The sequence below is a fragment of the Actinomadura madurae genome, assembly GCF_900115095.1.
Taxonomy (GTDB): Bacteria; Actinomycetota; Actinomycetes; order Streptosporangiales; family Streptosporangiaceae; genus Spirillospora; species Spirillospora madurae.
This window is the reverse complement of record NZ_FOVH01000030.1, coordinates 44,342-69,125: the sequence shown is the minus strand read 5'-3', so window position 1 is coordinate 69,125 and position 24,784 is coordinate 44,342. Positions and strand designations below refer to the sequence as shown.

Below are 24,784 nucleotides of genomic sequence, written 5' to 3'. Positions count from 1 at the left end.
GCCCGCCAACCGCGCCCGCCCGCCAACCGCGCCCGCCCGCCAACCGCGCCCGCCCGCCAACCGCGCCCGCCAACGGCGCGTGCCCGCCAACGGCGCGTGCCGCCCAACCGCGCGTGCCGCCCAACCGCGCGTGCCCAACGGCGCGTCCCCGCCCTGCGCGCCGTCGTACCTGGCCCTGCCGGGGCCGGGCCGCCGCGACCATCCGACGTGCTCGGAGATCTGCAGGCACCTCAAGTCTGGCCGCACCGCCAAAGGCCAAGGCTCTGCTGCCCAAGGAACGCCTTATCCGCTTCCGGCCCCCGTGGCGCGTCCTCTCGGAGCATCCAGGCCAGAGGCAGATGTCCCGCCACGGGGCAGGCCGGGGGGCCGGCGCGTGCGGGTGTTCTCCATCCCGATGCGGACGCGGTTCCGCGGTGTGACACGGCGGGAGGGCGTCCTGATCCAGGGCCCCGCCGGCTGGGCCCCCTCCTGTCACCCGAGCGCAAGCGCCCGCCTCACACGATCATCCGACAGCGGGACCGAATGGTTCACAGGCACCTCAGGGCCGTCCGCCCCAGCCCAGGCCACCCGGTCTGCACCTCGTCAAAGATGAACAGGACCGCGTACTAGTCCAGGACGCTCTTGATCTTCCGAGTAATCGGCCCCCATGGCCATCCGCTCTGCGACCTGGCCTCCCGGTACACACGCACCCGCGGGCCCTTCCGGGCGGGCGAGTTGGCCGCGCGGTTCGGGCTGGGCATCGCCGTGATCGTCGAGACGCTGCCGCGGCCCGCGGCCCGCGGCCCGCGGCCGGGGGACGGGTCGTCGACGGCGAGTTCCTACCGGTCGAGACCGCGGCGGGCCCACTGACGGCCGGCTGGTCGAGACCGTGGCGGGGCTCTGAGGGCCGGCTGGTCGGGACCGTGGCGGGGCTCTGAGGGCCGGCCGGTCGGGACCGTGGCGGGGCCTTTGACGGCCGGCCGGTCCAGACCCGTGGCTCGGCCGCTGACGAGCGAATGTGGGACACCGGCGTGCTCCCGGATGCTAAAGGTCCTCCCGTTCAGAAGCGTCCTCACCCTCTCTCGGAGAGCGTGGCGTGCTGCCTTGAGCGTCCTGCCCAGAGGCGGAGGCCCAGCTAACGCTGCCGCCGTTGTTGCTCACCATTGACGAGGCCGTGGCCGGTGTCCCGCCGCTCCCTCGTGTCTGTCCTGGTTCGAACGTCGCACTGATCCTTACATAGCGCGCGTGGTGGATGCGGTTGCTCAGGTGGCCGAAGTGATGTTTGTTCCGGTTGGTTTTGCGGCTCGGGTGGGTTGTTAGTCGCGGAGGCGTAGGACGAGGCGGCGGGTGAAGCCACCGCGTTCCGCAGCCTTTGCGGCGCGTTGTTTCTCCAGGTCGGCAGGGGTCATTCCGTGAAGGGCCGCGAGCGCGTGGATCACCTCCAGGAGGTCCGCGAGTTCGGCTGGGTCGCCGCTCGCAGCGTACTCGCCGGCCTCCTCGTTGAGCTTGGCGCGCAGTAGAGCCGCGTGCTCCTCGGAACCGGCGACGCGTGATTCCGGTGCGCCGCCCTCGTCCCGGATGATTTGCGGTATGCGGTCCCGGACGAGCTTCTCGGTGCGCCGACCACCCTTGACGGGATGCGTCGTCCCACCGTGGCGCCGGTCCAGAGATTGCACCCATTTCACGGCGACCGCGGCCGTCTGGACCAGTTCGGTCCGCAGTGCGCCCGGGTCTGATTCGGCCAGCGCCTCGAAGAACTCCTCGGTCAGGATGTGGCGCCAAGTGAGATCCCCACGCGACCAGGCCGCGGCACAATCCTGCTTCGCCTCCTCTGCTTGCGTGGTGAACTCAGGTCCGGTGCCGTCCGGGAACTCCTGGACGCCCCACATCTGGTCCTGGGCCTCGCGTTCGGCCGCGACGTCCTCCAGCACTCGCGCCAGCGCTCCGGGCGCTCGGTCGTTCTCCATGCCGGACGACGTTAGCCGCCCGTCCGGCCCGGCACCGCGTCGTCGGGCTCGCAGCTGAGCAGTTCATGCAGGACGGGCGGAAGTTCGTCCCACAGCCACTCGTTCAAGGTGCCCGGGAAGTCGGCGGGCGGGCGTATGCCCAGGCGGTCGGGTGCCACCTCGGTCAAGCGCACCGCGATGGGTCCGTCGTCCCACATGGGATCGCGATTGCCCCAGAACGCGGAGAAGTCGGCGCTCGTCAGCATGAGCTGGGGCGGAAGAAGGTGATCGCCTGGATGCCTGCCCAAGGGGAGCAGCCGTTGCGCGGTGGTGCGCAGGATGTTGAGTGCGGCGAGGTCGTGCGGGCAGCCGATACCGACGATCTCTAACTCGGGCAGGCCGAACCGGCGGAGTCCGCGGGTCGTGAGTGTGACGCATGCGCAGCCGTCGATGTCGTCCTCGTCGGCGGTGCAGCGCCCGGCGTTCCGATAAGGCGGCAGGGTGGTGCCGAGCCAGTCGTCGGCGAGGGTGAACTCGTCGAACCGTCCGAAAGGAACTACCGGTACCACGCGATCCGAGGCGAGGTCGATGGGTACCCCGCAGAGGGCCTCTGAGATCGCCTTGGCGGCGGCCCGGGCCAGGTGCGGCCCGGACGGCAGATCGCCGGCGGGCAGGACGGACGTGACGCCGATATGCCGGGTCGCCTGGCGGATCCTCGCGATGTCGTCCTCGTCCGCACTTGTCACGCTCGAAAGATCCCAGGGCGAGTCGGCGGCGGGATGGCAGGACAGTACGAGCCGTGGAGTGCCGAGTCGTTCCGACACAGCGGCCGCGAACGGGACGGGGAGCCTCCGGCGGATCGCCGCCGGCAGGTCGCCGGGGTCCCTGTCGGTCGCGACGACGAAGCCGGCGGTCGTCTCTTCGGGAACCGTGATGGTGACGCGCAATGGAGCCTCCTCGGGGCGGTGGACCGGCGTGGATCCAGCTTCGATGAGGGGGCCGTGCGGATTGGATAGAACGAGATTCTGTGGATAACGTCAGTCTGAATTGATCACGAACTGATCTTGTCGCCCCGGGGTGTCGTCATTGGTGGTTGATTCGGTGGATACCGGGTCTATATTCGGCTGGATCAGGTTTTCGGTTCTATACGCCACCATGTCAGACAACGCCAGATCCATTCCAGGGGGCCGTATCGAGCGCGTCGCAGCCACGCCCAACTGAACGCCACTTCGATCGCGAACACGCACACTCCGAGAGAGATCGCCCACCCGTACCTCGGTGCGTCCTCGAAGTCGATGAGGCGCCCGGCCGCAAGGATCAACAATGTTCCGCCGATGTAACCCGTGAGCGCCATGCGGCCCACTGGGGCCAGGTGTCGCAACACTTGCCAGGCGCGCGTGCGAAACAGCAACAGAAGGCCCAAGACATAGCCCCCAGCGGTTACCACTCCGGCCAGGGCGGCTCGTTGCGGGCCTGCATCCGTTCCACCGGCGACTTGCCACGTGTTCAGGCAGGCCGCAACTGCCAGTGTCGCGCAACACGCAATGGTCAAATGCGGCACTCGCATCGCCGTTGCATTCCTCAACCCACGTCGCTGCACACCCAGCCCGAACAGGAACAGTCCTGGAGTGAGCAGACTGCCGCCACCGGCAACCAGTCCAGCGGCGACGCCAAGGATGCCTAGCGCGGCGACAGGACGTCCCGGCAGCAATGATGCGGGAATCAATACGGTGATGCCGACAACGGCGTAGGTCAGCAAGACTTCGTCGGGCTGAACCAGCCGATGCGCCGCGCCGAACGGGACCAGGAACCCCAGTCGCGCCAACATGACTAGCCGTGGGTGTCGTGCTTTATCCCGAGCCGCGTCGAGAAACAGGCCGAAACTCATCCCGAAAAGAAACGCGAAAATGGGGAAGAATCGCTGATGTAGGAGTGTTTCAAATGCCCAGTAGCCCATGCCTGGTCGGCTCTCACCGTTGGGCATGTTGGTGATGCTGACCGTGTTCACCATCGAGATGCCCAGCAGGGCGAAGGCGCGCAGGACGTCAACCTCGGTGATGCGCGACGACTCCTCGCCCCTGTCCTTCCGGACCCCTTCGGGCTCAGAACCCTGCCACGACGTCAGGATTCACCTCCTCCGGAGCGGTGACTCGCCCCATCGCCCGATCCCACACCGTGAAAGCACATCCCGGCTAGAGCTGGGCGACGGCCACCGCAAGCGACACGAGAACATGCCTGTTCGCACCGTCGCGCGGGACACCTCCCGGCCAGTCGGCATTCGCCTATGGCAACGAGACGGTACCGGAGAACCGATTATGCACCGGTTAAGCGATCACGTAATAAGCATCAGAAGGCGCAGGCCAGGGACTTGATGCCGTGGATGAAACTCGTCCGCTGTTGGACCGGCGGCGCTGTGGCGTGCACGGTGGGCAGCCGCGTGTAGAGCTCCCGCAGCAGCACCGTGATCTCGCGGCGGGCGAGGTGCGCGCCGAGGCAGAAATGCGGTCCGGGTGCTCCGAAGCTCACGTGCGGGTTGGGGGAGCGGGTGACGTCGAACGCGTCCGCGTCCTTGAACACGGCCTCGTCCCTGTTGGCCGAGTTGTAGTAGAGGATGACCCGATCGCCGGCACGATAGACATTCCCGCGCAACTCGTAGTCGCGGGTCAGGGTACGGCGCATCCACGTCACGGGAGTGGCGTGGCGGACGATCTCCTCGACGGCGGCGGGGAGCCGTCCGTCTATGTCCGCCAGAAGGATGTCCTTCTGCCGCGGATTCTCGGTCAGGAGGTTCAGGGCGTGCGACAGGGCGTTGCGCGTCGTCTCGTTCCCGGCCACCACGAGCAATGCGAAGAAGCGGCCGAGGTCGCGGTCGTCGAGGGCTTCGCCGTCGACGTTCGCGTGCGTCAACGCCGTCACCAGGTCGTCGGCCGGCTTCTCGCGACGCAACCGGCTGAGATTCGCCATGAGTTCGTGCAGAATGGTGAACTTCTCGACGATGACCTCCACCCGGTTCCTGCCGTCCGGGTCGGTGTAGTCGGGATCGCCGATGGCCAGGATCGCGTTCGTCGCGTCGATGACATCGTCGTACGCCGATTCGGGGATGCCCATCATGGAGCAGATGATCTGCAACGGCAGCGGCATGGAGACATGCCGGACGAAGTCGCACGGGCCGCGCTCGGCGAGCTCGTCCACGATGCGGCGGGCGAGGACGGTCACGTCACCGGTGACCCGCTGGATCAGGCGGGGCGTGAAGGACCGGGACACGATCCGGCGGAGCCGGGCGTGCCGCGGATCGTCGATGTTGATCATCGACCCGGCGAAGTCGGCGATCTCCGGCACCGGGTCGACCAGGCTGACGGCGGTGGGGCCGGAGCTGAACACCTGCGGGTTCCGGCTCGCCTCCGCCACCTCCTCGTAGCGGGTCAGGGCGTAGAAACCGGGCTGGTCCGGCACGGGACAGAAGACCGGTCCTTCCGCCGCTCGGAGGGAGGCGAACACCTCGTCCCGTTCGACCTGTGGTTTCGCCCAGAAGTCCAAGCTGACGAGACTGCGCTCGACGATGGAGGGCATGGGAGCAGCCGCCTTCCGCTGGGGAGCTTCGCCGACAGGCTAACCCGGCCGCTTACGGATGGCGATCGTGCGCGGACGGATCCTGTGACCCGTCCGCTGCACACGAACGTCCCTCGAACGGCACTCCCTCGGAGGCGTTGTCCCGGTATCTCCCGGTCAGCGAGCGGACGGCTCCACGTAGTGACGCTCGCCCGGACCGACGTACACCTGGCGCGGCCGACCGATCTTGGTGGCCGGGTCGTTCATCATCTCGCGCCACTGGGCGATCCACCCGGGCAGCCGGCCGAGCGCGAACAGCACGGTGAACGCGTTCGTGGGGAAGCCCATCGCCTTGTAGATGACGCCCGTGTAGAAGTCCACGTTCGGGTAGAGCTTGCGCTCGACGAAGTAGTCGTCGCTCAGGGCGACCTCTTCGAGACGCATGGCCAGGTCCAGCAGCGGGTCCGCCTTGCCCAGCGCGTCCAGGACCTTGCCCGTCGCCTTCTTCACCACGGCCGCGCGCGGATCGTAGTTGCGGTACACGCGGTGCCCGAAGCCCATCAGTTTGACGCCGGGCTCCTTCTTCTTCACGCGCTCGACGAACGAGTCGATGTCGTCGCCGTTCTCGTGGATGCGCTCCAGCATCTCCAGCACGGCCTGGTTGGCGCCGCCGTGCAGGGGGCCGAACAGGGCGTCGACGCCCGCGGACACCGCCGAGAACAGGTTCGCCTGGCTGGACCCCACCAGGCGGACGGTGGAGGTCGAGCAGTTCTGCTCGTGGTCGGCGTGCAGGACGAACAGCATGTCCAGAATGCGCGCGATTTCAGGGTCGATCTCGTACGGCTGCGTGGGCAGGCCGAACATCATGCGGAGGAAGTTGTCCACGTACCCGAGGGAGTTGTCCGGGTAGAGCAGCGGCTGGCCGTTGGACGTCTTGTACGCGTAGGCGGCGATGGTGGGCAGCTTCGCGATGAGCCGGATGCTCGACTGGTCGACCTGCTCTGGGTCGAACGGGTCGAGGCTGTCCTGGTAGAACGTCGACAGGGCGCTGACCGCGGACGACAGCACGGCCATCGGGTGGGCGCGGCGCGGGAACGCGGAGAAGAACGCCCGGAACTTCTCGTCCAGCAGCGTGTGGTTGCGCACGCTGTCGGTGAACGAGGCCAGCTGGTCGGGCTTCGGCAGTTCGCCGTAAATCAGCAGGTAGGCGACTTCAAGGAAGGACGACTTCTCGGCCAGTTCCTCAATGGGATAGCCGCGGTAGCGGAGAATGCCCGCCTCGCCGTCGATGTACGTGATCGCCGACGTGGTGGACGCGGTATTGGTGAATCCCGGATCGAGCGTGACGTGCCCCGTCTCCTTGAGAAGGTTGCCCACGACCAGCCCCGACGGACCCTCGGTCGCCTCGGCGACCTCCAGAGGCAGACGGCCGCCCGCGTGGTCGAGCTCGAAATCCGACATCGCTCACTCCCAACTGCGTCCCACACCTGCGTAGACGTTCCGTCCTTCATCGTATCCAGGTGATCACGGCCGCTCATCATGGCCTGTCGCGTTGACGGAACGGCGGCGGGGGTGTTCCGGTGGACGCATGACCGCTCAGAGCGCAGCCGATCTCGTCGCGCGCGCCCGCCGGGAGATCGCGGAGGCGGCGACCGCGAACCGCTTCGTCGACCTACTCGAAACGGGTGACTTGCCCCAGGAACGCCTGGTCTGGCTGGCGGGCGAGGAGTATCGCATCGTCAGCAGCGATCGGCGAAGTTTCGCCCTCCTCGCCGCGAGATTTCCCGATTCCCCGGCCGGCGACCTCTTCCTCGGGCTCGCGCAAGGGGAGGGGCAGGCACTGACGCTGCTGGGGGACTTCGCGGCGGTGCTCGGCGAAAGTGAGAAGAATCTCAGCGCCTACGAGCCGAAGCCCTTCGCGCAGGCATACCCGGCCTACCTGGCGCAGAGAGCCGCCTTTGGGACGGCCGGCGAGGTGGCTCTGGCCATGCTCGCCAACCTGGAGGAGTGGGGTGCGTTCTGTGCTCGTATCGCTGCCGCGCTTCGTGCCCGCTACGGTTTCACGGACACCGCCGTTGGATTCTTCGAGTTCTTCGCTGCGCCACCACCCGGCTTCGAGGAACAAGCCCTCGCGGTCATCAAGGAAGGGCTCGCCAAGGGCGACGACCCTGCCGAGGCCGCCCGTGCTGCTCGCCTCCTGCACGCCTACGAGACGGCCTTCTGGGACGCGCTCGTCGAGGGTCTCCCGTAACGATCCGTCCTTATAGGGGTGGCTCACGCAAGGTGGGTAGCTCGGCCGTGACCTCGACCAGTGTGCGCTCCTGGACGTCGATGAGCGCCTCGACGTCGACCGGCGGCCACTCCTCGCCGTAGTGCGCGTCCAGCAACGTGGACAAGGCGATGAGGACCTGCTCCGGCGTGGGACGTTCCCCAGGGTCCTTGACCAGGCAGCGGGTAACGAGCCCGCGCATGGGATCGGGCAGCGCGGTGAGGTCGGGCTCCCCATGGACGATCCGTGCGCGGACCTTGTGATCGCTGCCGAACGGCGCGGCACCGGTCGCCGCGAACACGAGCGCCGATCCGAGGGAGAAGACGTCGCTCGCCTGATGGACGGGATCCCCGAGAGCCTGCTCCGGTGACATGTACGCGGGGGTCCCCAGGATCTCGGTACGCGAGAGCGGCAACGCGTCCAGCGGACGTGCGATGCCGAAGTCGATGACCCTCGGCCCGTCCGAGGCGAGGAGGACGTTCGACGGTTTCAGGTCACGGTGGACGATCCCCGCCCCGTGAATGGCGATCAGCGCCTCCGCCAGCCCGGCCCCCAGCCGGCAGGCGGCCTGCTCCCGGAGCGGCCCCTTCTCCCGGACGACCTTGGAGAGACTCACGCCGCGGATGTACTGCGTCGCCAGCCACGGCTGGTCCGCATCCGGGTCCGCGTCGACGACGGGCGCCGTGTAGAAGCCGCTGACCGACCGCGCGGAGGTCACCTCCCGGCGGAACCGTTCCCGCCATCTCGGATCGTCCAGCAGTTCCGGGCGGATGACCTTCACGGCGACCAGCCGCCTGCTGGGCGACGCGCCGAGGAAGACCTCCCCCATCCCGCCGGACCCGAGCCGGGCGACCACGTGGTACGGGCCGATCTTCCGGGGCGGTTCTGACTGCATGGGCACGACTATCCGATCATGGTGGGCGGGCTCAATCGTGCCATGGCACGGGTGCTCGTCGGCCCTCACGTCCAGGGAAGCTCACCCCTTTCCGCCCAGTAGCGGTTCGGTGGGACGTTCAACCCGTCCAACAACTCCGGATCGCCGCCGTCGAGCGACACGTCCGTGGCAGCCAGATTGGCCTCCAACTGTGCGGGGCTGACCGCGCCGATGAGGACGGTCCCGGCCCAGGGACGGCTCAGCGCCGCAGCCAAAGCCAGGGCATCTGGCCGCACGTCCTTCTTGGACGCGAGCTCCCGCACCTCCACCGGCGGTTCCACGGCGAGCCTGCCGTTGGCCAGTACTTCCTTGAGCAGCACATGCAGGCCCGCGTCGTGGGCTTCCCGCAATGCGTCCTCAGCGGACGTCTCCAGAATGTTCCACGTCGATTGGACGGTGCTGAACAGCCTCTGCCCGGACACTTCCAGCGCCAAGGCCCGGCGGATGGTTTCCGCCTGCTTCGGTCCGGACGTCGAGAAGCCGACACGCACGCCTTCGGCGGTCAATTCCGCCATAGCCTCCTGCAGGGCGACGTCCTGGAACAGAGGACTTTCGTGGGTCAGCGAATGCACCTGATACACGGACAGGTGTTCACCGAGCAAGTCACGCGTCTCCGCGTACTGGGCGCGGTAACGGCCGAGGGTGTGCTCTTTGACCTCGTGCACCGATGCGTCGGTCTTCCATCCACCGACGTAGGCGTATCCCCACTTGCTGGACACGGTCACCTCTGCAGGGTCACGCGCGGTGAGCCAGCCTCCCAGGAACTCCTCCGCCCTGCCATAGGACCGCGCCGCGTCGACCCAGTGGACACCTGCCGCATACGCGGCGTCGAGAACGTTCCAGGTCGCCTCGCGCATCTCCTCCACGGTGCGTCCAGGCGGCAGCTCCTGAAGCCTGCCCACGTTGATGTAGGCGGGCCGCCCCAGTGCTGCAAGCCCTAGCCCCAATCGATGTACCGCGCTCATGCCCCCAGCTTCGCACGCCGCCGGGTATCCCCAGTCCACAATGTCTGCCCGAATGATCCGCAAAAGCCCGGAAAATGCCCCGAAGTTTTCCACAGAATTGCGTTCTGGTGCTGCGGGAGGGGGCCGTCCGCGACGCTGAGGACACCAACGTTTCATCGCGGCCAGAAAGGCACGGCAATGCCTGAACCGATCGCTCGCGTCAACTACGGCGCGCACCAGTTCGCCGCCCACCTCGGCCTCACCCGCTGGCAGCTTCGCTGTGGCCTGGAGCACGAAATCCTGCCCGGCCCCGACCTCGCCGGTGAACGCTGGTCCGCCGGCCTCGCCGACCAGGCCCGCGAACGCGTCGAGGAGGTCCTCGCGAGATTCGGCACCGAGCCGCCGGTCGGTTCCGGACGGGCCGCGGCCAGGCTGGCCGCACGGGTGGGCCTCGACGTGGAGCGCCGGGACATCGAGGTCCTGGTGGCTCAGGGCGACCTCGACGTCATCAGCAGCTTCCGCGGTTTCCCCGTCTACCTGCTCCGCGACCTGGACCGTCTCGACCCCGACTCCGTCCGGCAGGTCGTCCGGGCGAGGAAGGGACCGCTGACCGACACCGTCGACGCCGCCGGGGCGGTCATGATCCTCGGATGGCCCCGAAGGATCTTCGACCGGATCGCCATTGAGCGTGACCTGCCGATCGACCGGCTCAGCCGCTACACGCTGGCCGACATCCATGCCTTGCAAGCGGACGAGATCCTGGCGCACCAGGTAGCCGAAGAGAAACGCCACCTGACTCTGGCCCGCACACGCAGGTCCCAGACCCACATCGAAGACGTGATCCGCGCATGGGTGCTTCGCTGCTCCGCCTACGTCGACCGCGAAGCCGACCAGCCACCGGACCTGGCCCCTCTCACCCGAGCCATCCGAAGCCTGACGAGAATCAGAGCCGAACTCGCGAGCCAAGAGGACGCCACTCCCTAGACGACATCTCATTTGGCGAGTAGACGGGACAGACGAGGGCGGCGGCATGCCGACGAAGTCCAGAAGGTGCTCGGCGTTGCGTTCATAGCCCGGGGGGGTGCAGCCAGCGCCAGCCACTCAGCCAAACACCGTGCGTTCCACCACCCAACGACGCCGCGAGACTCGTTCGAGGACGGCCCGCGGTGCGCGGCGTGATGCCCCGCCCACGCAGCCACCGCCGCAGGTCGGCGCAGTCGTAGCCCTTGTCGCCGCGCAGTTTGGCGGGACGACGCCGGCGCCGCCCGCGCCGGGAACGGAGCGGCGCGATGCCCCCACAGCCACGCAAGGGACACGCCACGCCCTAATGAGAGAGCTCAAAGGCTCGCCATCCGATCAGTAGTTCGTGACCCCAGCCGTCTGCAGACCCCAGGGTCTGTCTCAGGGTTCACGACCCGGGAATGACGAGAGGTGGTTCTGCGGCTGGCTCAGCCACGATCGTGCTGACCCTCATGAGCGAACCGCCACCCATCCAGCAGCTCCGACGGCGCGTCCGCCTGTCGACAGGAGTCCATGCTCCTGATTCGGACCAGACGCCATCCTTACGGTGAACCGGTGGGTGGCGGTCCACCGTCATTAGGACTCGGACCCGTCAGCTCGCCCTTACGCGGCACGGACGCTGACCGAGTCGATCGCACACCGCGACCAGTCCAACTCCCCGCGCCCACCCAGCTCGTCCAGCACCAACCGGTGCAGCTTGGCCCACACCCGTGCCGCCGTCCACTCGGTGAAGCGCCGGTGCGCGGTAGGACCCGACGGCCCGAACACCGCCGGCAGCTGCTGCCACGTACAACCGGTGGTGGCCACGAAGATGATCGCAGCCAACACCTCACGATGCCATACCGACGCCGTCCACCACCCTGCGGCCGAGTCGGAGCAGGTGGCACCACCCCGCTGAAACAGCTCCCACAACTCCTCGGGCACCAGCCGCTCCACCATCTCCACGACCGCAAGCAACCTCTTCGAATCTAAATGAGATGACGCCTAATCCGGATTACACGTCGACCAAAGGTTGGGGCGAGGGCGGAGATGGCCAGGCCGAGGGGCGACGATCAGGAGTCATGATGATTCGGGCCGGTCAGCTCCCCGGCTGCCGACGACATCCCGCAGCACGGACTCCCGAGAAGGGGCACGGCTGCTGCCCAACTGACCCCGCGACGATGGCGCTGGGCGGTTCGAGGCCGTCGCCGGCCCCACCGCCACTGAGCCGGGACGCTGGGGAACACGTGGCGGCGCGCGCCCTCGGCGTTACCCGCGAGCCCGCTTCGGCTCCGTGCGCACCCTTCTTTGGCGGCACGGACGCAGACCGAGTCAATCGCGTCCCAACAAAGCCCACGGCGACCTGCCCCCTTCACCAGGCACGCCGCACGCGCACACAGTCCGCCCGCGTGTTCGTCGGAATAAAGCCACGGACACCCGATCTGAGTTGACCTTGATCAACTTGGGAAGGAAGTGTCTCGTGCCACCACCTCACCCGCCGGAGTTCCGGCGCCGCGCCGTGGAGCTGGCCCGGACCGGCGACAAGTCGGTCTCCGCGCTGGCCAAGAGTCTCGGTATCAGCCAGTCGTGCCTGAGTAATTGGATCCGTCAGGCCGACGTCGAAGAAGGTCACCTCGACGGCTTGAGCGCCGACGAGAAGAAGGAGCTGGCCGAGCTGCGTCGAAAGGCCCGGCAGCTGGAGTTGGAGAACGAGATCCTCAAGCGGGCGGCGGCGTACTTCGCTCGATAGATGTCCGAGGTGCTGGACGCGCAGTTGACAGTGTTCCGCAACTGTGTTCCTGGACGCTGCTGAGCCTTGTCGATCGAGGGATCAGCGTCCGGCCGCGGTTACGGCAGCCGTGATCCTGTGCGGTGCTGGCATGTGACTCTCGCGCCGCGTGTTGGTCGCTTTGATTACCCGACTGCGGTGTTGCTGGATGCTGCTGGGCTTCATCACTCGGGGGTTCGTTCTTCGGCCGGTGTAGCGGCAGTCGTGTTGCTCCGTGGCGTGGCAGGTGACTGTTGCGCGCGCCGCGTGTGTTGGTTCCTTCGGCGGCGGGCTGCGGTGTTGTTGAACGTCGCTGGCTTCGTCGATCGGGGGTCAGCCTTGGGCCGGCGTGGCACCGGTCATGTTGCTGTATGGCGTGGCAGGCGAGTATCGCGCGTTATGTGTTGGTCTTTTCGGTGGCCGATTGCGGTGCTGCTGGATGCTGGTGGGCTTCGTCGATCGGGGGTCGGCCTTGGGGCGGTGTAGCGGGAGTGGTGTTGCTGGGTGGCGTGGGAGGTGACTGTTGTGCGCCGGGTGTGGGTTCCTTCGGGGGCCTGCCGCGGTGTGTTTTGAACGTTGCTGGGCTTTGGCGATCGGGGGTTGGTCTCCGGCCGGGGCAGCGGCAGCTGTGATGTTGTGCGGTGGTGGCAGGCGACTCTTGCGCTTCGCAGTGACTGCGAGCGGCGTCTTGGGCTTGGGGCGACATTCGGTCGAGCGTTGACGAGGGTCATTGGCGGCGGGGAGTTGAGCGGCGTCGGGTTGGAGGGCGCCGGGTCTCCTTGTGCTGGGCCAGGGCGGTCAGGAGCCGGTCGCGGGCCTCGGTGCGGGACATCGCCGGAAGGCGCTCGGGCAGGGTGGACGCGAGCGCCGCCGGTGCGGCGACCAGGCCGTCGTCGTCGATGGTGGCGCTGTCACCGGTCCAAGGACCGAGCAGGACGGCGGATACTCCGCCCGGGTGCCGGGCGAGGAGCGCTGTGATCCGTTCGGCCTCCTTGGCGCAATCGGCCACCAGGAGGAGGCGCCGTGCCTGTGGTACCCCGGTCTTCTGGCGGATGGCGAGTTCGGTTTCCAGGTAGGCCAGGGCCGCGTCGAGATTGCCGGGGATGAACAGGCCTGGCGTGTCCTCATCGAGGAGTTCGTCCTCGGCCAGGCCGAACAGGATGGTGGTGTCGGGACGGGGGATGACGACCAGGGAGTCGTCGCCGTACTCGTCGAGGGCGGTGAGTGCCAGCAGGCGTGCGGCGGATCCGGCGCTCGGCCCCGACAGGCCTATGGCCGGAACGGCGAACGGGTCGAGGGCGGGCCGGTAGCTGAACGTCGCCGGCTGTGTCTCCAGCGACTCGCCCACCGGGAACGGGGGAAGCCCCGCCGTGGCGGCCGCGTAGAGGCGATGCCGGAACGGGTAGCAGATCGCCGCGGCGACAGGGAGGAGCAGCCCGAGTAGAAGAACCGGCTGCAGCGACGGCGGACGTGAGCCGGTCTCCTCCGCCTCCTCGCGCTTGCGAGGCGGAACGGTGTGCGTGGGGGGCGGAGCGGGGAGGGAGGACACGCGCGGCGGTTTGCTTCGCGACCGCGTCGGCGATGGTGGCGCGCTGTTCGGACTTTTCCGGATGGCTGGAGGGGGAGCGGGCTTCTGAAGCGGGTCAGGCGGAGGCGTCCGGCGCTCGGCCTTCGGCTTTCGCTGATACCGGTCCATCCAACGGGAGAACTCCCGGTCCCGTCCTGTCCGTCTGCGAGACCTCTCGTACATTGCCAGCCAAGCCTCCTTGCATTTGTGCTCGGTGTACCAGTCACCGGTGTTCACGGCGTGACGGCAGACGGGCGGCATGGACGTGCGCGGCTTCGGCTCGGCTCGGACCGCCGCCTCCGAAGAGGTCGCTGCGCCCATGGCGATGGCACCGGCTATCGCCGTGCATCCCAGGAACCCGCAGGTGCAGCGGAACAGCTCGCCGATCGCCTCGGCAAGTCTGGGATGTGCCAGGAAACGGTTCATCTTCGCCCCGGGGGATCGCGTCGGTCACCGTGAGAATGCCGATCGTAGCCACTTCGGCTACGGAGCGTTGCATATTGCTCACAGTCGCCGCGGTGATCGCGAGTGGCCTCCGTCACCGCCTCCCCGGCTGAAAAAGGGGGCATATACCGAACTGCCATGAACTGTCGGTGTACGGTGCGCCGGCGTGGACGGCTGGGCGGGAGGACGGCCGGAAACCCTCGCGTTTCCTGCTTGCGGGCGTTCTACTCGCAACGCGTAAGGTGTTCCCCGGGAATGGTTCCCGCCCTATCCGCCCACGCTTGACCCAGGCTTGGGAGCCCCCGGGATGGCACCTTCGAGTGGCGAGGCGGTTCCAAAAGTCTCACTCGGTGTCACCGTCATACTCTGGCCGACGCGCCGTTCACGCGCGCCGTGTGGCCCCACCACCATGGCACCGTATTTGGTGCATAGAGGACGCGTGCCGAGCAGAGTCGGGCGACGGCTCCTCGAACCTGTGTCACTGGGCCGAATGAGATGACGGAGCAGACGACGGCACCGAGCCCGTCAAGGAGGTCATCCCAGGCCAAGGCGCGCTGGCCATAATCCCGGGTGCCGGACCTTCCGGGTGAGGGCGTTCATCCACACCGGCTGCGCCGACCTGCGCCGGCTACGGGCCCTCATCGCCGCGCATCGTCGCGCTCGCGGGCGACCTGCGTGGTGGGGGGCGCACCTCACCGCGTTCGCCGTTGCCGCGCCGCGTCACGCGGTGGACGGGCCGGGCGGAGCGTTACCCCGCCGCTCCTGGCCGGCGCGGAATCGAGACCTGCGGTCGGCTGGGTCCGCGCCGTTGGTTCGTGGACGCACGGGTCGTGGCTGAGCGGCTACCGCCTGCATCGCGCCCGATCGCTCTGTGGCCTTGGAGGCCGTAATAGAATCAGCGGACGAGGCGCAGTTGGCCATCCTGGAGCACCAGCGTGGGCCCTAACCCGACGAGGGCGCCAGCAGACTCTGATGATGGCGAGGGATGCACCGCGCGGGCGGCTAGAACCACGATCGACAACCTGCCCGATGCCGCCGCGGTGGCGGGGCCTGATTCCGCCAACCCGTCCACTACGGCAGGCCGCGCGTGCACGGTCTTATGCCACAGGCTTTCGACGTGACGACCCTTATTGGATGATGGCTGCGGCCAGGGGCTTGAAGGCCTGGTGGATGTGGTCGCGGATCTTCCAGCGGATGCGCAGGCGGCGGGACCGGCGCGGCAGGCCGATGGTGCGCTCGACGGGGTAGCGGTGGACGACCAGCGCGATCCGTGCGGGCTGCCGCGGCGGGCGATGACCGGTTTGATGCCCTTGGTCCACACCAGCCGCCTGTACTTGTCGTGGTCCTAGCCGCGGTCGGCCAGCAGTCGCTCGGGTCTTCGGCGGGGGCGGCCTATTCGGCCTCGCACCGGCGGCACCGCCTCCAGCAGCGGCATCAACTGGGTTACGTCGTTGCGGTTCCCGCCGGTCAACGACAGCAGCGGGGTGCCGTTCCTGTCTGTCAGTACGTGGTGTTTGGAGCCCGGCCGGCTGCGGTCGACCGGACTCGGCCCGGTTTTGAGCCGCCCTTGAGCGCGCGGACGTGCGAGCTGTCGATCACCGCCCTGGACCAGTCCTAGAGACGCCCGGCGGTGTGCGGTTCCTCCAGCAGCAGCCGGTGCAGCCGATCCCACATACCCGCCCGGTGCCACTCGGCCAAGCGGCGCCAGCACGTTATCCCCGACCCGGATCCCAGCTCCTGCGGCAGGAACTCCCACCGGATACCGGTGTGCAGCATCCCGCACAGCACCTTGCGGTCGTCCAGCCGCTTACGCCCGGATGATGCTGACGACGTGGGCGGGTGCCGACTCCTGCATGGTCGTCGCGAACAAGCCTGAGCGCTTCTTGGCCCCTCGCGGTCATTGCCGACACCCTGAGCTGCCGCTGTCCCTTGCTGGGGGGCGGTTGCCGCCCGGCCTTCGCCGTCGCTCTGAGCTGCCGCCGTCGGTTGCTGGGCGGGGCTGCCGCCCAGCATGGTGGTCACAAGCACAGGCCAGGCCTGGGCGCTTCCTGGCCCTTGTTGCCTTTGGTGCCATTCGGATCTGCCGCGACGGAGGACTCGGAGATGGACGCCCGGCTTATCCAGACGATCCAGCGGATCCAGCGCCTCGCGGTGACGGCACGCGGCAGTACTCCGAGCTGTCTCTCTGCTGGGTCGTCTGGTAGGTCGGTCTCCTCGCGCTGTTCGCCATCCTGAGTGGGCGGTTCCTGGAGTGGCTGCCTTAGTCGGAGAATCGTCTGGACGACTGGGCAGGTGCTGATCTGGCCCGGAGTCGCGCCCGATCATCTGTGGCCGTTGATCGACTGGGTGGCCGCCGCTGCTGCTTGCGTCGTTGCCACGGACGCAAGCTTGAGTGCTTCATGGTTTTCGCTGTCGCCCTGTGCTGCCTTCGCAAGCTGCCGCTGTCGGCGTCCAGCGAGTGAGATGGGTGCTTGGCGAGGGGCATTGGTGGGGTGCCTTGTTAGGCGGCGGTGGGGAGGGTGGTGGGGGTGTCGGACATGCCTAGGGGGACGGTGTCGCTCCAGAGCCAGTCGTTGATCGTGCCGTCGAAGGCGGGGGGTGGGGCGAGGGTGATGAGGCGTCCGGTCACCGGTGAGAGGTGGACTTGGAAGGGAGTGGGCGGCGACAGGTGCATGCGGGGGGCGGAGCCCCAGAAGTCGTTGAAGTCGGTCTCCGTGAGGTCGAGGGTGTCGGGGACGGTGCGGGTGCGGGCGGCCGGTCCGGTGGCCAGCCACGACCAGTGGTCTGTCAGGAGGTGGCGTGCGGTCGTTCGTAGGACGTTCAGGGCGGCCAGGTCGTGTGGGCAGGCTACGTCGGTGATTTGCAGTTCGGGGAGGCCGAAGCGGCGGAGGCCGCGGGTTCGTAGGCGTACGCAGGCGCAGCCGTTGACGCCCTCGGGGTCGTGGGAAGGGTCGGCGGCCGTGCAGCGGCCGTTGGCGCGGGACGGTGGCAGGACGTCGCCCAGCCAGTGATCGGCGAGGACGAAGCGCGTCCTTTCGCCGGTGGACGGAGGCAGGATGTGGCCCGTGACGAGGTCGGCGGCGATCCCTCCCGTGGCCTCGGCGAGGGCGTGCGCGGCGGCTCGGGCGACCTGGACGCCGCGGGGCTGGTCGGTGATGGGGGCGAACGCGGTGATGACGGCGAACTCGGCGGCGTCGTTGAAAGCCCGCGCCACGGGCCTGTCCTCGGGGCGGGCCGCCTTGATGAGGCCCGGGTCCCAGCGGAGGGAGCCGAGCTGCTCTTGGGCGACGTGGAGCTGGGACGAGCCGAGCCGCCCGGCGATGTGCGCGTGGTAAGGGCCGTCCGCGAGCCGGTGGAGGACGCCGGCGAGGTCGTCCGGCATGCTCTCGGCGGCTACGGCGAACCGGGAGGTCGTGGTGGACGGGACCGGGAACGTGATCGTGGCCATGGGGCCGCTCCTTCCAGAACCGGGACGGGCCTGTTCAGCATCCGCGGTGGCGGCCTCTCCAGGCACTAGAACTCGATTCTGGGGATAACTCCCGACCACGGGCCGTGGCGAGATTCGCCGGACGCGCAAGGCAACGTTCGGTAAAATTTCCGTCACCTGGAGTTAAGATCACTGAGGGGCGACGATATGTGCCGACTTTTCGGGATGAGTACCGGCGGGCCGCGGGTCAGGGCGGCCCACTGGCTGCTGGACGCGCCCCGGAGCCTGCGCGCGCAGAGCCATCGGATGCAGCACGGCGCGGGCCTCGGGTGGTTCTCGCTCGGCGGCGAGCCCGTGCGCGACCGGGCGCCGCTCGCCGCCTTCGAGAACGCCGACTTCGATCTGCACGCTCGCAACGTCCCGTCGCACACGTTCGTGTCGCATGTCCGTGACGCCTCGGTGGGCGGGCTGACGGTGCACAACTGCCACCCGTTCGTGATGAACGACCGCCTCTTCGCGCACAACGGCGTCGTCAAGGGCCTGGAGACGCTCAAGTCGTGGCTGACCGACGTCGAGCGCGCCCACATCTCCGGGGAGACCGACTCGGAACTGGTGTTCGCCTGCGTGACCGCCGAGATCCGGCGCCGGGGCGACACGACGGCCGGGATCGTCGAGGCGGTGCGGCGCATCGCCGCGGAGGTCCCGGTGTTCGCGCTCAACCTCCTGGTCGCCGAGGCGGGACGGCTCTGGGCCCTGCGCTATCCCGAGAGCAACGAGCTGTGGGTCCTGTCGCACCGGCGGGGCGGTGTGAGCGGGGCCGGAGACGCCGATGTCCCGGCCGTCGTCGTCGCCAGCGAGCCGATGGACGACCAGCCCGGATGGCGTCTCCTGGAGCCCGGCGAGCTGCTGATCGTGGACGGGCTCGCCGAGACCTCGCTCTTCCCGTTCGGCCCTCTCCGGTACCCGCTGCGCCGCTCGGATCTCTCCGTCCGCGAGGCCGCCTCCCAGGCGACTTCCGAAGCGGCGGAGATGGTCCCCGTCGGCCACGAGGCAGTGTCGGCGTCGCCGGCCAGGAGCGGGGCGGTGACGGTGATGGAGCTGCGCGGCCCCGACGGGGAACCGGTTCCGGTCCGGGCGCCGCTGCAACCGGTGATCCTGCGGAACGGCCGACCGTCGGCGGTCGGGGACACGTCTGTCTAGCTCCGACACGCCGTTCACCACGGAAAAGACCAGCTTCGGCCGAATTCGCGGTGATTCGCGCGGCATCGACGGTGCATTCGGGGGGAATGTGTACGTTGGGGAGATCAACACTGCTGTGAGCTGCGGGGACGGGCCCCGCTGCCCAGCCTTGGAATCAGGAGGTCCCCGTGGCTCGAACACTGTCGAGGGGCACCCGTGTCACCGGTGCCGAACGCACGCGTCTCGCCGCGGAGCTCGCACCGCGCTACGCCGCCGGCGAGAGCATCCGCGACCTCGCGGCCGAGACCGGCCGCTCGTACGGGTTCATCTACAACGTCCTGAAGGAGGCGGGCGTGCCGCTCCGCGGCCGGGGTGGCAACACCCGGCGCAAGAAGGACTGACTGGCTCCCGAACCCCCAGCGAGAAAAGGAAGACAAGCAATGACCGGACGTCCCCCTCGCCCCCCGGGGGGACCCCGTGCGCTAGGAACCGCGGAACGCCCCGGTGACCTCGGAGCGTCCGTTCAGGCTGGCGAGGTCGGCGGCCGCTCGTCCGGCGACCCAGCCCTCATAGTTGGAGACCGTGCCCGCCCGCCCTTTGGCGAGAGCCGGGAACATCGTGTCGACGGCCTGATCGACGGCCCGGTCGCGCGCCGCCAGCACGGGAAGCAGATCCTTCCCGCCGGCGCCCGCGGCCGCACTGCCCGCCGCCCCGTCGGCGGCCTCCCTCAGCCGCTCCCCGATACGGGCGGCATAGGCATTGAGGAACGCGTGCCGGAACGACCGCGTTCGTGACCGTCCCCGCGCGTCGCGCCTCGAACCCGCGCGCACCATGGCGGACGTCGCCTGCACCAGCAACGACGTGAACAGCATCTCCACCGCCGCCAGATCGGCCGGGAAGCCGAGGACCGTGGAGAACCCGAGCTCCCGATGCCAGACCGCACGGCAGCGGTTCGCGTCCGCCACCACCGTCAGCAAGACCGCCTTGGGTGCTTCGTAGGGGTTGTCCACCGCGATCCGCCATCCGTCCGGACCGCCCAGGTCGCCGGTCTCGGCCGCCAGCAGCGCGTGGTCGATGCTGTGCCGCGCCATCAGCTCCTGGGCGCGCGCGCTGAGCGCCTCGGCTTCTTCTGGGTACTCGGTCGACTCGGCCTTGGCCAGCAACGCCCGGACCCGCCCCAGCGTCCGCTGATCGACCTCCCGCCTCGCGCGGCCACGGAGCCGTTGGTGACCGTCCTGCGGGCCATCGACCTCCCGCTCCCGGCGGGCCCCGCCCCTGCGCCTATCGGACGCCCTCGGGTCGTCCGCCCCTTCGCCAGTGCCGGAGGTCTCTGTGCCGGGAGGCGGGGTGATGGTCGGGAGTCTCGGGAGGTGTTGCAGGAGGTGGAGGAGTTCGAGTGCGCACGTGATGTAGGCCGCGCGGTCGACGTGTTCGCGGGCGCACCAGGCGGTCGCGTGGGCGTCGTCGTCCGGCCACCACACCTCGGCTCCGAGGGCGGCGAGCTGGTCCTGCCAGCGGTCGTCGACGGTGGCGGCGGAGTAGGCGCGCATCTCGGCGGCGATCGCGTCGGTGACCAGGCGGGCGTGCCTGGCCGTGCGCCGGCGGGACGTGAACCGGACCACATCGGCCGGCTGCCAGCCCCGTTCCCACGCGTGCGTGACGCCCTGGTGCAGCCGTCGCGCCAGAACGCGGTCGGTGGTCGCCAGGTCGGGACGTTCCGCGAGTTCGGCGACCAGGGCACGGAAAAGCGGGCCGTCCCCGCGGGAGAGGGCCCGTACCGACTCGGCGGGCAGGTCCTCCGCGGACGTCGCGGAGGATTCCCCGGATGGGGCCCGGCCACGTCGCCACGCCTTTCGCACCGCTCACTCCCGCCGTCGAGGTCATACGGGCACGACGCATCCTGCCATCCAGGGGCGACAGGACACGCCGCCATTGGGGCCACGACGGCCTGGACCGCGGCGCCGCCGAACTCGTCGCCCGACCACGCAAAACGCTCAACTGCCCGCGGCCGTGCTCGGGTTCCTCGTCCCGGTGGTCGTGGCGTCGCCGCTGCTTCCCCGGGGCGACTAGGTGTACTCGGTCATGGCGTTGGTGATAGGCGGGTGATCGGTGGGTGGCCAAGTACAGCTTGGTCCAGACCGGTCGAGCGGCTCGCCACGCTCCCCACACCGGCCGGCTGATCAACTGGGGCGCCACACCTAGGACCCAAGCGGCCGGGGGCTTCCGATGGGAACGTTCCTAGCCGGAGCCGTCGCGGTCGCCGCGCATCTCCTCGACCACGACGCTCTGGTAGGCGCGGGACGTGTCCGGGACGTAGCTCAGCCTCGCGAGGGCCTTGCCCTCGTGGTCCCTGATCTCGAAGTGGTAGCCCTCGCCGGCCTCGCCGACGTGGGCGACGGCCTGGTCGTGCCTGAGCCGGCACATCGTGTCGACCTTCTCCAGCGCCACCTTCAGGCTCCCCGCGTCGCTGATGAGCCGCGCAGGCTCACTGGTCTCCCAGATCTCGAACATCAGTCGTGTCCTGTCGGCGGTCGGTCGGAAGGAACGGGCGGGGCATTCCTGACGTCTGGGACAGCTTGCGCCCTATTGGTGGATCTTTCAATCAGCCCAGATATCGGATTGATCACTATTCGAAGTTGTCCACGCTCAAAGCGTCATGTTCCCATGTCGCGCTGTGACGGCGCTTTCGTCCGCCGTGCCGTGCGAGTAAGGTCGCGGCACGTAACCGAATATGATTCGGAAGGGGTCGGGGTGGAGTACCGGGTCGTGTCCATCGTCGGTGACCATGCCCGCGACCGGGGGGGAGCGCCCGCCGTAACCGGGGACGGGCGCACCGTGAGCTACGCCGAGCTCGACGAGCGCTCCAGCAGGTGCGCGCAGGCCCTCCTCGACGCGGGCCTCGGAGCCGGCTCCCGGGTCGCCTACGTCGGGAAGAACGCGCCCGAGTACTTCGACCTGCTGTTCGGCGCCGCGAAGATCGGCGCCGTGACCGCGCCGGTCAACTGGGGGCTGACCCCGCCCGAGATCGCGGCGGTCGTCGCGGACGCGCAGGCCCCGGTGACCCTCGTGGACGCCGAGTTCGCCTCCCTCGCGGGCGAGCTGCCCGGAAGGATCGTCGTGACGGGCGCGGAGCACGAGCGGTGGCCGGCGGGGCATCCCGCCGAGGATCCGGGCTTCACCGGGCGCCCGGACGACATCGTGGTGCCTCTACACCTCCGGGACGACCGGCGCCATCGTCCAGCTCGACCCAGAGGACCACGATCCCGAGGGTCCGCGCTCCCACCTGATGCGCTCGGCCGGGCGCCCCTACGCATGGGTCGAGATAAAGATCGTCGAGCCGGGCGGTGACACCGAGCGCGCGACCGGCGAGGTGCTGACCCGCTCCCCGCAGAACACGCCCGGTCACTGGAACCGCCCGGAGGAGACGGCGCGGCTCCTGGTGGCGGACGGCTGGCTCCGCACGGGCGACGCCGGGTTCGTCGACGCCGACGGGTACCTCTTCCTCACCGACCGGATCAAGGACATGATCGTCACGGGCGCCGAGAACGTGTACCCCCGCGCGCGAGCGGCTGGCAAGCGGCCCCGCTCGGTCGACTTCGTGGACGCCCTGCCCCGCAACCCCAGCGGCAAGATCCTCAAGAAGGACCTCCGCGCGCCCTACTGGGAGGGGCTGGGACGGACCACCGCCTGACGGGCCGTCAGGCCTCTATGGCGACGGCGGTGTCCTTCGCGTCCGGCTCCAGGAAGCGCAGCAGCGCCTCGCCTTCAGCGGTCAGTTCGTCGATGGCCGCCCGGGGGAGTGCTTCGAACGGACGCATCCGCAGGGTCGCGACCTTGCGCTTGTACTCCGTCTCCCAGATGCCCCGGGCGAAGCCGTCCCACAGGAAGACGGCGCGCACGCGCAGGTTCTTGGTCGTGAGCATCGGGCGGTGTGAGTCGGCGATGATGCGCCTGCGGTCGGCGTGCGCAAGGACGAGGCTGTCGAATTCAGGCAGGAAGCGGGCCGGCGCCTGGACGTCCTCGCCGGGACGTGGCGCGTCGGGCAGGTCGAACAGCTCCCGGCCCTTGTCGTCGGCGAAGACACGAAGGCGTGGACGCAGCCGTTCCAGTGCTTCACCGGTCGATTGCAGTCCGGACCACATCTGCGCGTCGGCGGCGGAGGCGGGGCCATAGGCGGCCAGGTAACGCAGCATCAGTTCCTCCACCGCGGGCTCCGCCGCGGGGACGGATCCCAGCCATGAGTCGGCCAAGGTGAACTGGGCCGTGCGAGGGAAGCCCCACCTGTCCTGCGTCGGAACCATGACCAGCGGCACGCAGAGCCGGACGGCGTAGCCGAGTGCCCGGTCGTTGACGTCCGGGAACATCTCCTGCAGCGACGCACGCACCTCGTTGAACGTCAGTGGCGCCTCTTGAAGGAGCGAGCGTGCGGCCGGGACGACCTTCTGCAGGTCCAACCCCTTTGCGCGGTCGCCCAGCACGCGCAAGGCGCCGTCCAGCATCGGCTGGAGAGCCGTCCGGAACGCCGTGTAGTCGGCCGCCGCCATCAGGTGCAGCGTGGCGCGCATCATCGTGGCGCGCACGATCGAGCGGTCGTTGAACGCGGAGTGCAGGTCCGCCGCCTGGAAACCCTCCAAGCGTGTCCAGAGGCCGAGGAAAGGCGGCTTGGGCTCCTGTGCCTGCATCCCGCACAGGCGTCCTACCGCTTCCGCGACCGGCACCGGCTCTCGCGAGAGCAGCATCTGCCGCGCCAGGGTGGCGCGGTTGAGGGCCTGGACACTCAGGGTTTCGGTCATCCCTCCAGCATGCCGCCGACCGCCTTCCGGACGCAGCGCCTCAGCATGGCCCGACGGTCATCGCGCTCGCGGGTGTCCCCATCGCGCTCGCGGGTGTCCCCATCGGACTCGGCCTTCCGGCATGGCGTCCGCGAACGGCTGGAGCGCGGGCAAATAAAGATATATCGTGACTCACGAGATATATCGCGTCTGTTGGAGGTGTGACGGTGTCCGTGGAAGAACGCGCGCCCGCGGGAGGCGTCCGGGGCAGGCTGCTCGACCTGATGTTCGTGCGCGGCCGTGTCGAGGAGGTGACTTCGGGGCCGGGCCGGATGCGCTGGATCGCCGTGGCCGGCGTGCCCGGCCTGGACTGGACGCCCGGACAGCAGGTCCGGGTGCACGTCGCGGACATCACCTCCGCGCGGACGTGGGTCAGCGGGGCCGTCCTCCAGTCGCTGCGCACCTACTCGGTGTGGGATTACGACGCGTCCGCCGGGGTGATGCGGCTGTGCGTCATGGATCACGAGGCCGGCGGCCCGGGGACGCGATGGGCGCGGGACCTGCGGCCCGGCCGGGAGGTCGTTTTCGGCAAGCCGGAGGGGAGGTTCGGGCTCCGTCCGGCCGACTACCACGTCTTCGCGGGGGAGGAGACGGCCTCCGTCGCGTTCGGCGCCATGCTGCGGGCCGCGCCGCCGGACGAGCCCGTGCACGGCGTGATCGAGGTCGCCGGCGCCGAGGACCGGCTGCCCCTGCCGAGGGCGGAGGAGCTCACCTGGCGCCACCGCGGAGACGCTCCGGCCGCGGACTCGGCCGCGCTCGTCGACGCGATCCGCGGGCTCGATCTGCCGTCCGAACCGGGAATCGCCTACGTGGCCGGGGAGGCGCGCACCGTGCAGGCCGTCCGCGCGCACCTGATGCGGGAACGCGGCTGGCCGCGCAGATCCGTGCTGGTCAAGCCGTTCTGGACGCCGGGCAAGCGCGGTATGGAGTGATCCGGAACGATCGAC

Annotated in this window: 21 protein-coding genes and 4 pseudogenes; 10 read left to right on the top strand and 15 right to left on the bottom strand. The window is 68.9% G+C overall.

The annotated features are described in order from the left end of the window. Nucleotides 1-373: 373 nt before the first annotated feature. Both BM339_RS50490 and BM339_RS45395 read left to right on the top strand, forming a co-directional pair. Nucleotides 374-460 (top strand): annotated as a pseudogene (locus tag BM339_RS50490) (hypothetical protein); the annotation flags it as partial. Nucleotides 461-621: 161 nt separating this feature from the next. Continuing rightward, nucleotides 622-849: a hypothetical protein gene (locus BM339_RS45395; RefSeq protein ID WP_075024864.1), complete on the top strand. Its 228-nt coding sequence runs from the start codon at nt 622-624 to the stop codon at nt 847-849. Nucleotides 850-1,295: 446 nt separating this feature from the next. On the opposite strand, the gene BM339_RS52140 is transcribed toward BM339_RS45395, so the two are convergent. The 5 genes from BM339_RS52140 to BM339_RS45370 all read right to left on the bottom strand — a co-directional run bounded on the left by BM339_RS52140 (nt 1,296) and on the right by BM339_RS45370 (nt 6,935). After that, complete coding sequence (locus BM339_RS52140) at nt 1,296-1,910, bottom strand: nucleoside triphosphate pyrophosphohydrolase (RefSeq protein WP_256255849.1); 615 nt, start codon at nt 1,908-1,910, stop codon at nt 1,296-1,298. Nucleotides 1,911-1,957: 47 nt separating this feature from the next. Further along, nucleotides 1,958-2,872 carry a hypothetical protein gene (locus BM339_RS45385; RefSeq protein WP_075024863.1) on the bottom strand — a complete coding sequence of 305 codons (915 nt, stop codon included), beginning with the start codon at nt 2,870-2,872 and terminating at the stop codon, nt 1,958-1,960. A 182-nt stretch (nt 2,873-3,054) separates the two neighbouring features. Continuing rightward, the gene (locus tag BM339_RS45380; protein WP_177287931.1) at nt 3,055-3,933 is read right to left on the bottom strand and encodes a DUF418 domain-containing protein; all 879 of its coding nucleotides are present in this window, start codon (nt 3,931-3,933) and stop codon (nt 3,055-3,057) included. A gap of 338 nt (nt 3,934-4,271) precedes the next feature. Then, nucleotides 4,272-5,495: a cytochrome P450 gene (locus BM339_RS45375; protein WP_075024861.1), complete on the bottom strand. Its 1,224-nt coding sequence runs from the start codon at nt 5,493-5,495 to the stop codon at nt 4,272-4,274. A gap of 156 nt (nt 5,496-5,651) precedes the next feature. Next, nucleotides 5,652-6,935: a citrate synthase gene (locus BM339_RS45370; protein WP_021594871.1), complete on the bottom strand. Its 1,284-nt coding sequence runs from the start codon at nt 6,933-6,935 to the stop codon at nt 5,652-5,654. 127 nt (nt 6,936-7,062) lie between these two features. Here BM339_RS45370 and BM339_RS45365 point away from each other — a divergent pair, with 127 nt between their 5' ends. Next, nucleotides 7,063-7,725, top strand: a complete 663-nt coding sequence (locus BM339_RS45365) for a thiaminase II/PqqC family protein (protein ID WP_075024860.1) — start codon at nt 7,063-7,065, stop codon at nt 7,723-7,725. 10 nt (nt 7,726-7,735) lie between these two features. On the opposite strand, the gene BM339_RS45360 is transcribed toward BM339_RS45365, so the two are convergent. Further along, entirely contained in the window at nt 7,736-8,638 is a 903-nt protein-coding gene (locus BM339_RS45360) for a serine/threonine-protein kinase (protein WP_075024859.1), read from the bottom strand. A 65-nt stretch (nt 8,639-8,703) separates the two neighbouring features. Continuing rightward, nucleotides 8,704-9,642, bottom strand: coding sequence for an aldo/keto reductase (locus tag BM339_RS45355; RefSeq protein ID WP_075024858.1), 939 nt, complete (start codon nt 9,640-9,642; stop codon nt 8,704-8,706). A 177-nt stretch (nt 9,643-9,819) separates the two neighbouring features. On the opposite strand from BM339_RS45355, the gene BM339_RS45350 reads away from it, so the two are divergent. Further along, nucleotides 9,820-10,605, top strand: a complete 786-nt coding sequence (locus tag BM339_RS45350; RefSeq protein WP_075024857.1) for a hypothetical protein — start codon at nt 9,820-9,822, stop codon at nt 10,603-10,605. A 178-nt stretch (nt 10,606-10,783) separates the two neighbouring features. Here BM339_RS45350 and BM339_RS52135 read toward each other — a convergent pair. Both BM339_RS52135 and BM339_RS45345 read right to left on the bottom strand, forming a co-directional pair. Next, nucleotides 10,784-10,918: pseudogene (locus BM339_RS52135) on the bottom strand (IS5/IS1182 family transposase); the annotation flags it as partial. 289 nt (nt 10,919-11,207) lie between these two features. Beyond that, a pseudogene (locus BM339_RS45345) lies at nt 11,208-11,586 on the bottom strand (transposase); the annotation flags it as partial. 514 nt (nt 11,587-12,100) lie between these two features. On the opposite strand from BM339_RS45345, the gene BM339_RS50485 reads away from it, so the two are divergent. Next, the gene (locus BM339_RS50485; RefSeq protein WP_075024856.1) at nt 12,101-12,370 is read left to right on the top strand and encodes a transposase; all 270 of its coding nucleotides are present in this window, start codon (nt 12,101-12,103) and stop codon (nt 12,368-12,370) included. 745 nt (nt 12,371-13,115) lie between these two features. Here BM339_RS50485 and BM339_RS45335 read toward each other — a convergent pair. The 3 genes and pseudogenes from BM339_RS45335 to BM339_RS45320 all read right to left on the bottom strand — a co-directional run bounded on the left by BM339_RS45335 (nt 13,116) and on the right by BM339_RS45320 (nt 17,847). Further along, on the bottom strand, nt 13,116-13,937 hold the full coding sequence (locus tag BM339_RS45335; RefSeq protein ID WP_075024855.1) for a hypothetical protein: 822 nt from the start codon (nt 13,935-13,937) through the stop codon (nt 13,116-13,118). Nucleotides 13,938-15,526: 1,589 nt separating this feature from the next. Further along, nucleotides 15,527-16,238, bottom strand: a pseudogene (locus tag BM339_RS52920) (IS5 family transposase); the annotation flags it as partial. Between the two features lie 661 nt (nt 16,239-16,899). Continuing rightward, nucleotides 16,900-17,847 (bottom strand): hypothetical protein, encoded by a 948-nt coding sequence (locus BM339_RS45320; protein ID WP_075024854.1) that lies wholly within the window; start codon nt 17,845-17,847, stop codon nt 16,900-16,902. A 186-nt stretch (nt 17,848-18,033) separates the two neighbouring features. On the opposite strand from BM339_RS45320, the gene BM339_RS45315 reads away from it, so the two are divergent. Both BM339_RS45315 and BM339_RS45310 read left to right on the top strand, forming a co-directional pair. Then, nucleotides 18,034-19,026, top strand: a complete 993-nt coding sequence (locus tag BM339_RS45315; RefSeq protein WP_075024853.1) for a class II glutamine amidotransferase — start codon at nt 18,034-18,036, stop codon at nt 19,024-19,026. 167 nt (nt 19,027-19,193) lie between these two features. Then, nucleotides 19,194-19,406: a helix-turn-helix domain-containing protein gene (locus BM339_RS45310; RefSeq protein ID WP_021594883.1), complete on the top strand. Its 213-nt coding sequence runs from the start codon at nt 19,194-19,196 to the stop codon at nt 19,404-19,406. 81 nt (nt 19,407-19,487) lie between these two features. On the opposite strand, the gene BM339_RS45305 is transcribed toward BM339_RS45310, so the two are convergent. Together BM339_RS45305 and BM339_RS45300 are read right to left on the bottom strand one after the other, a co-directional pair. Further along, nucleotides 19,488-20,864 (bottom strand): DUF2786 domain-containing protein, encoded by a 1,377-nt coding sequence (locus tag BM339_RS45305; protein ID WP_075024852.1) that lies wholly within the window; start codon nt 20,862-20,864, stop codon nt 19,488-19,490. Between the two features lie 379 nt (nt 20,865-21,243). Continuing rightward, nucleotides 21,244-21,516, bottom strand: a complete 273-nt coding sequence (locus BM339_RS45300; protein ID WP_021594885.1) for a hypothetical protein — start codon at nt 21,514-21,516, stop codon at nt 21,244-21,246. 240 nt (nt 21,517-21,756) lie between these two features. Between BM339_RS45300 and BM339_RS51025 the strand changes: the two genes are divergently transcribed. Then, on the top strand, nt 21,757-22,353 hold the full coding sequence (locus BM339_RS51025) for an AMP-binding protein (RefSeq protein ID WP_075024851.1): 597 nt from the start codon (nt 21,757-21,759) through the stop codon (nt 22,351-22,353). Beyond that, on the top strand, nt 22,292-22,696 hold the full coding sequence (locus BM339_RS51020; RefSeq protein WP_075024850.1) for an acyl-CoA synthetase family protein: 405 nt from the start codon (nt 22,292-22,294) through the stop codon (nt 22,694-22,696). The genes BM339_RS51025 and BM339_RS51020 overlap by 62 nt, the downstream gene beginning before the upstream one ends. 7 nt (nt 22,697-22,703) lie before the next feature. On the opposite strand, the gene BM339_RS45285 is transcribed toward BM339_RS51020, so the two are convergent. Further along, nucleotides 22,704-23,798, bottom strand: coding sequence for a winged helix DNA-binding domain-containing protein (locus tag BM339_RS45285; RefSeq protein ID WP_021594888.1), 1,095 nt, complete (start codon nt 23,796-23,798; stop codon nt 22,704-22,706). Between the two features lie 206 nt (nt 23,799-24,004). Between BM339_RS45285 and BM339_RS45280 the strand changes: the two genes are divergently transcribed. Further along, the gene (locus tag BM339_RS45280; RefSeq protein ID WP_218163937.1) at nt 24,005-24,769 is read left to right on the top strand and encodes a siderophore-interacting protein; all 765 of its coding nucleotides are present in this window, start codon (nt 24,005-24,007) and stop codon (nt 24,767-24,769) included. Nucleotides 24,770-24,784: the final 15 nt, after the last annotated feature.

What these genes read in the sequence shown, in the direction of transcription:
- BM339_RS45355 (WP_075024858.1), bottom strand. Translation starts at nt 9,642, where the DNA reads ATGAGCGCGGTACATCGATTGGGGCTAGGGCTTGCAGCACTGGGGCGG.
- BM339_RS45285 (WP_021594888.1), bottom strand. Translation starts at nt 23,798, where the DNA reads ATGACCGAAACCCTGAGTGTCCAGGCCCTCAACCGCGCCACCCTGGCG.
- BM339_RS45350 (WP_075024857.1), top strand. Translation starts at nt 9,820, where the DNA reads ATGCCTGAACCGATCGCTCGCGTCAACTACGGCGCGCACCAGTTCGCC.
- BM339_RS45300 (WP_021594885.1), bottom strand. Translation starts at nt 21,516, where the DNA reads ATGTTCGAGATCTGGGAGACCAGTGAGCCTGCGCGGCTCATCAGCGAC.
- BM339_RS45375 (WP_075024861.1), bottom strand. Translation starts at nt 5,495, where the DNA reads ATGCCCTCCATCGTCGAGCGCAGTCTCGTCAGCTTGGACTTCTGGGCG.
- BM339_RS51020 (WP_075024850.1), top strand. Translation starts at nt 22,292, where the DNA reads ATGCGCTCGGCCGGGCGCCCCTACGCATGGGTCGAGATAAAGATCGTC.
- BM339_RS45365 (WP_075024860.1), top strand. Translation starts at nt 7,063, where the DNA reads ATGACCGCTCAGAGCGCAGCCGATCTCGTCGCGCGCGCCCGCCGGGAG.
- BM339_RS45320 (WP_075024854.1), bottom strand. Translation starts at nt 17,847, where the DNA reads ATGGCCACGATCACGTTCCCGGTCCCGTCCACCACGACCTCCCGGTTC.
- BM339_RS45360 (WP_075024859.1), bottom strand. Translation starts at nt 8,638, where the DNA reads ATGCAGTCAGAACCGCCCCGGAAGATCGGCCCGTACCACGTGGTCGCC.
- BM339_RS45370 (WP_021594871.1), bottom strand. Translation starts at nt 6,935, where the DNA reads ATGTCGGATTTCGAGCTCGACCACGCGGGCGGCCGTCTGCCTCTGGAG.
- BM339_RS45315 (WP_075024853.1), top strand. Translation starts at nt 18,034, where the DNA reads ATGTGCCGACTTTTCGGGATGAGTACCGGCGGGCCGCGGGTCAGGGCG.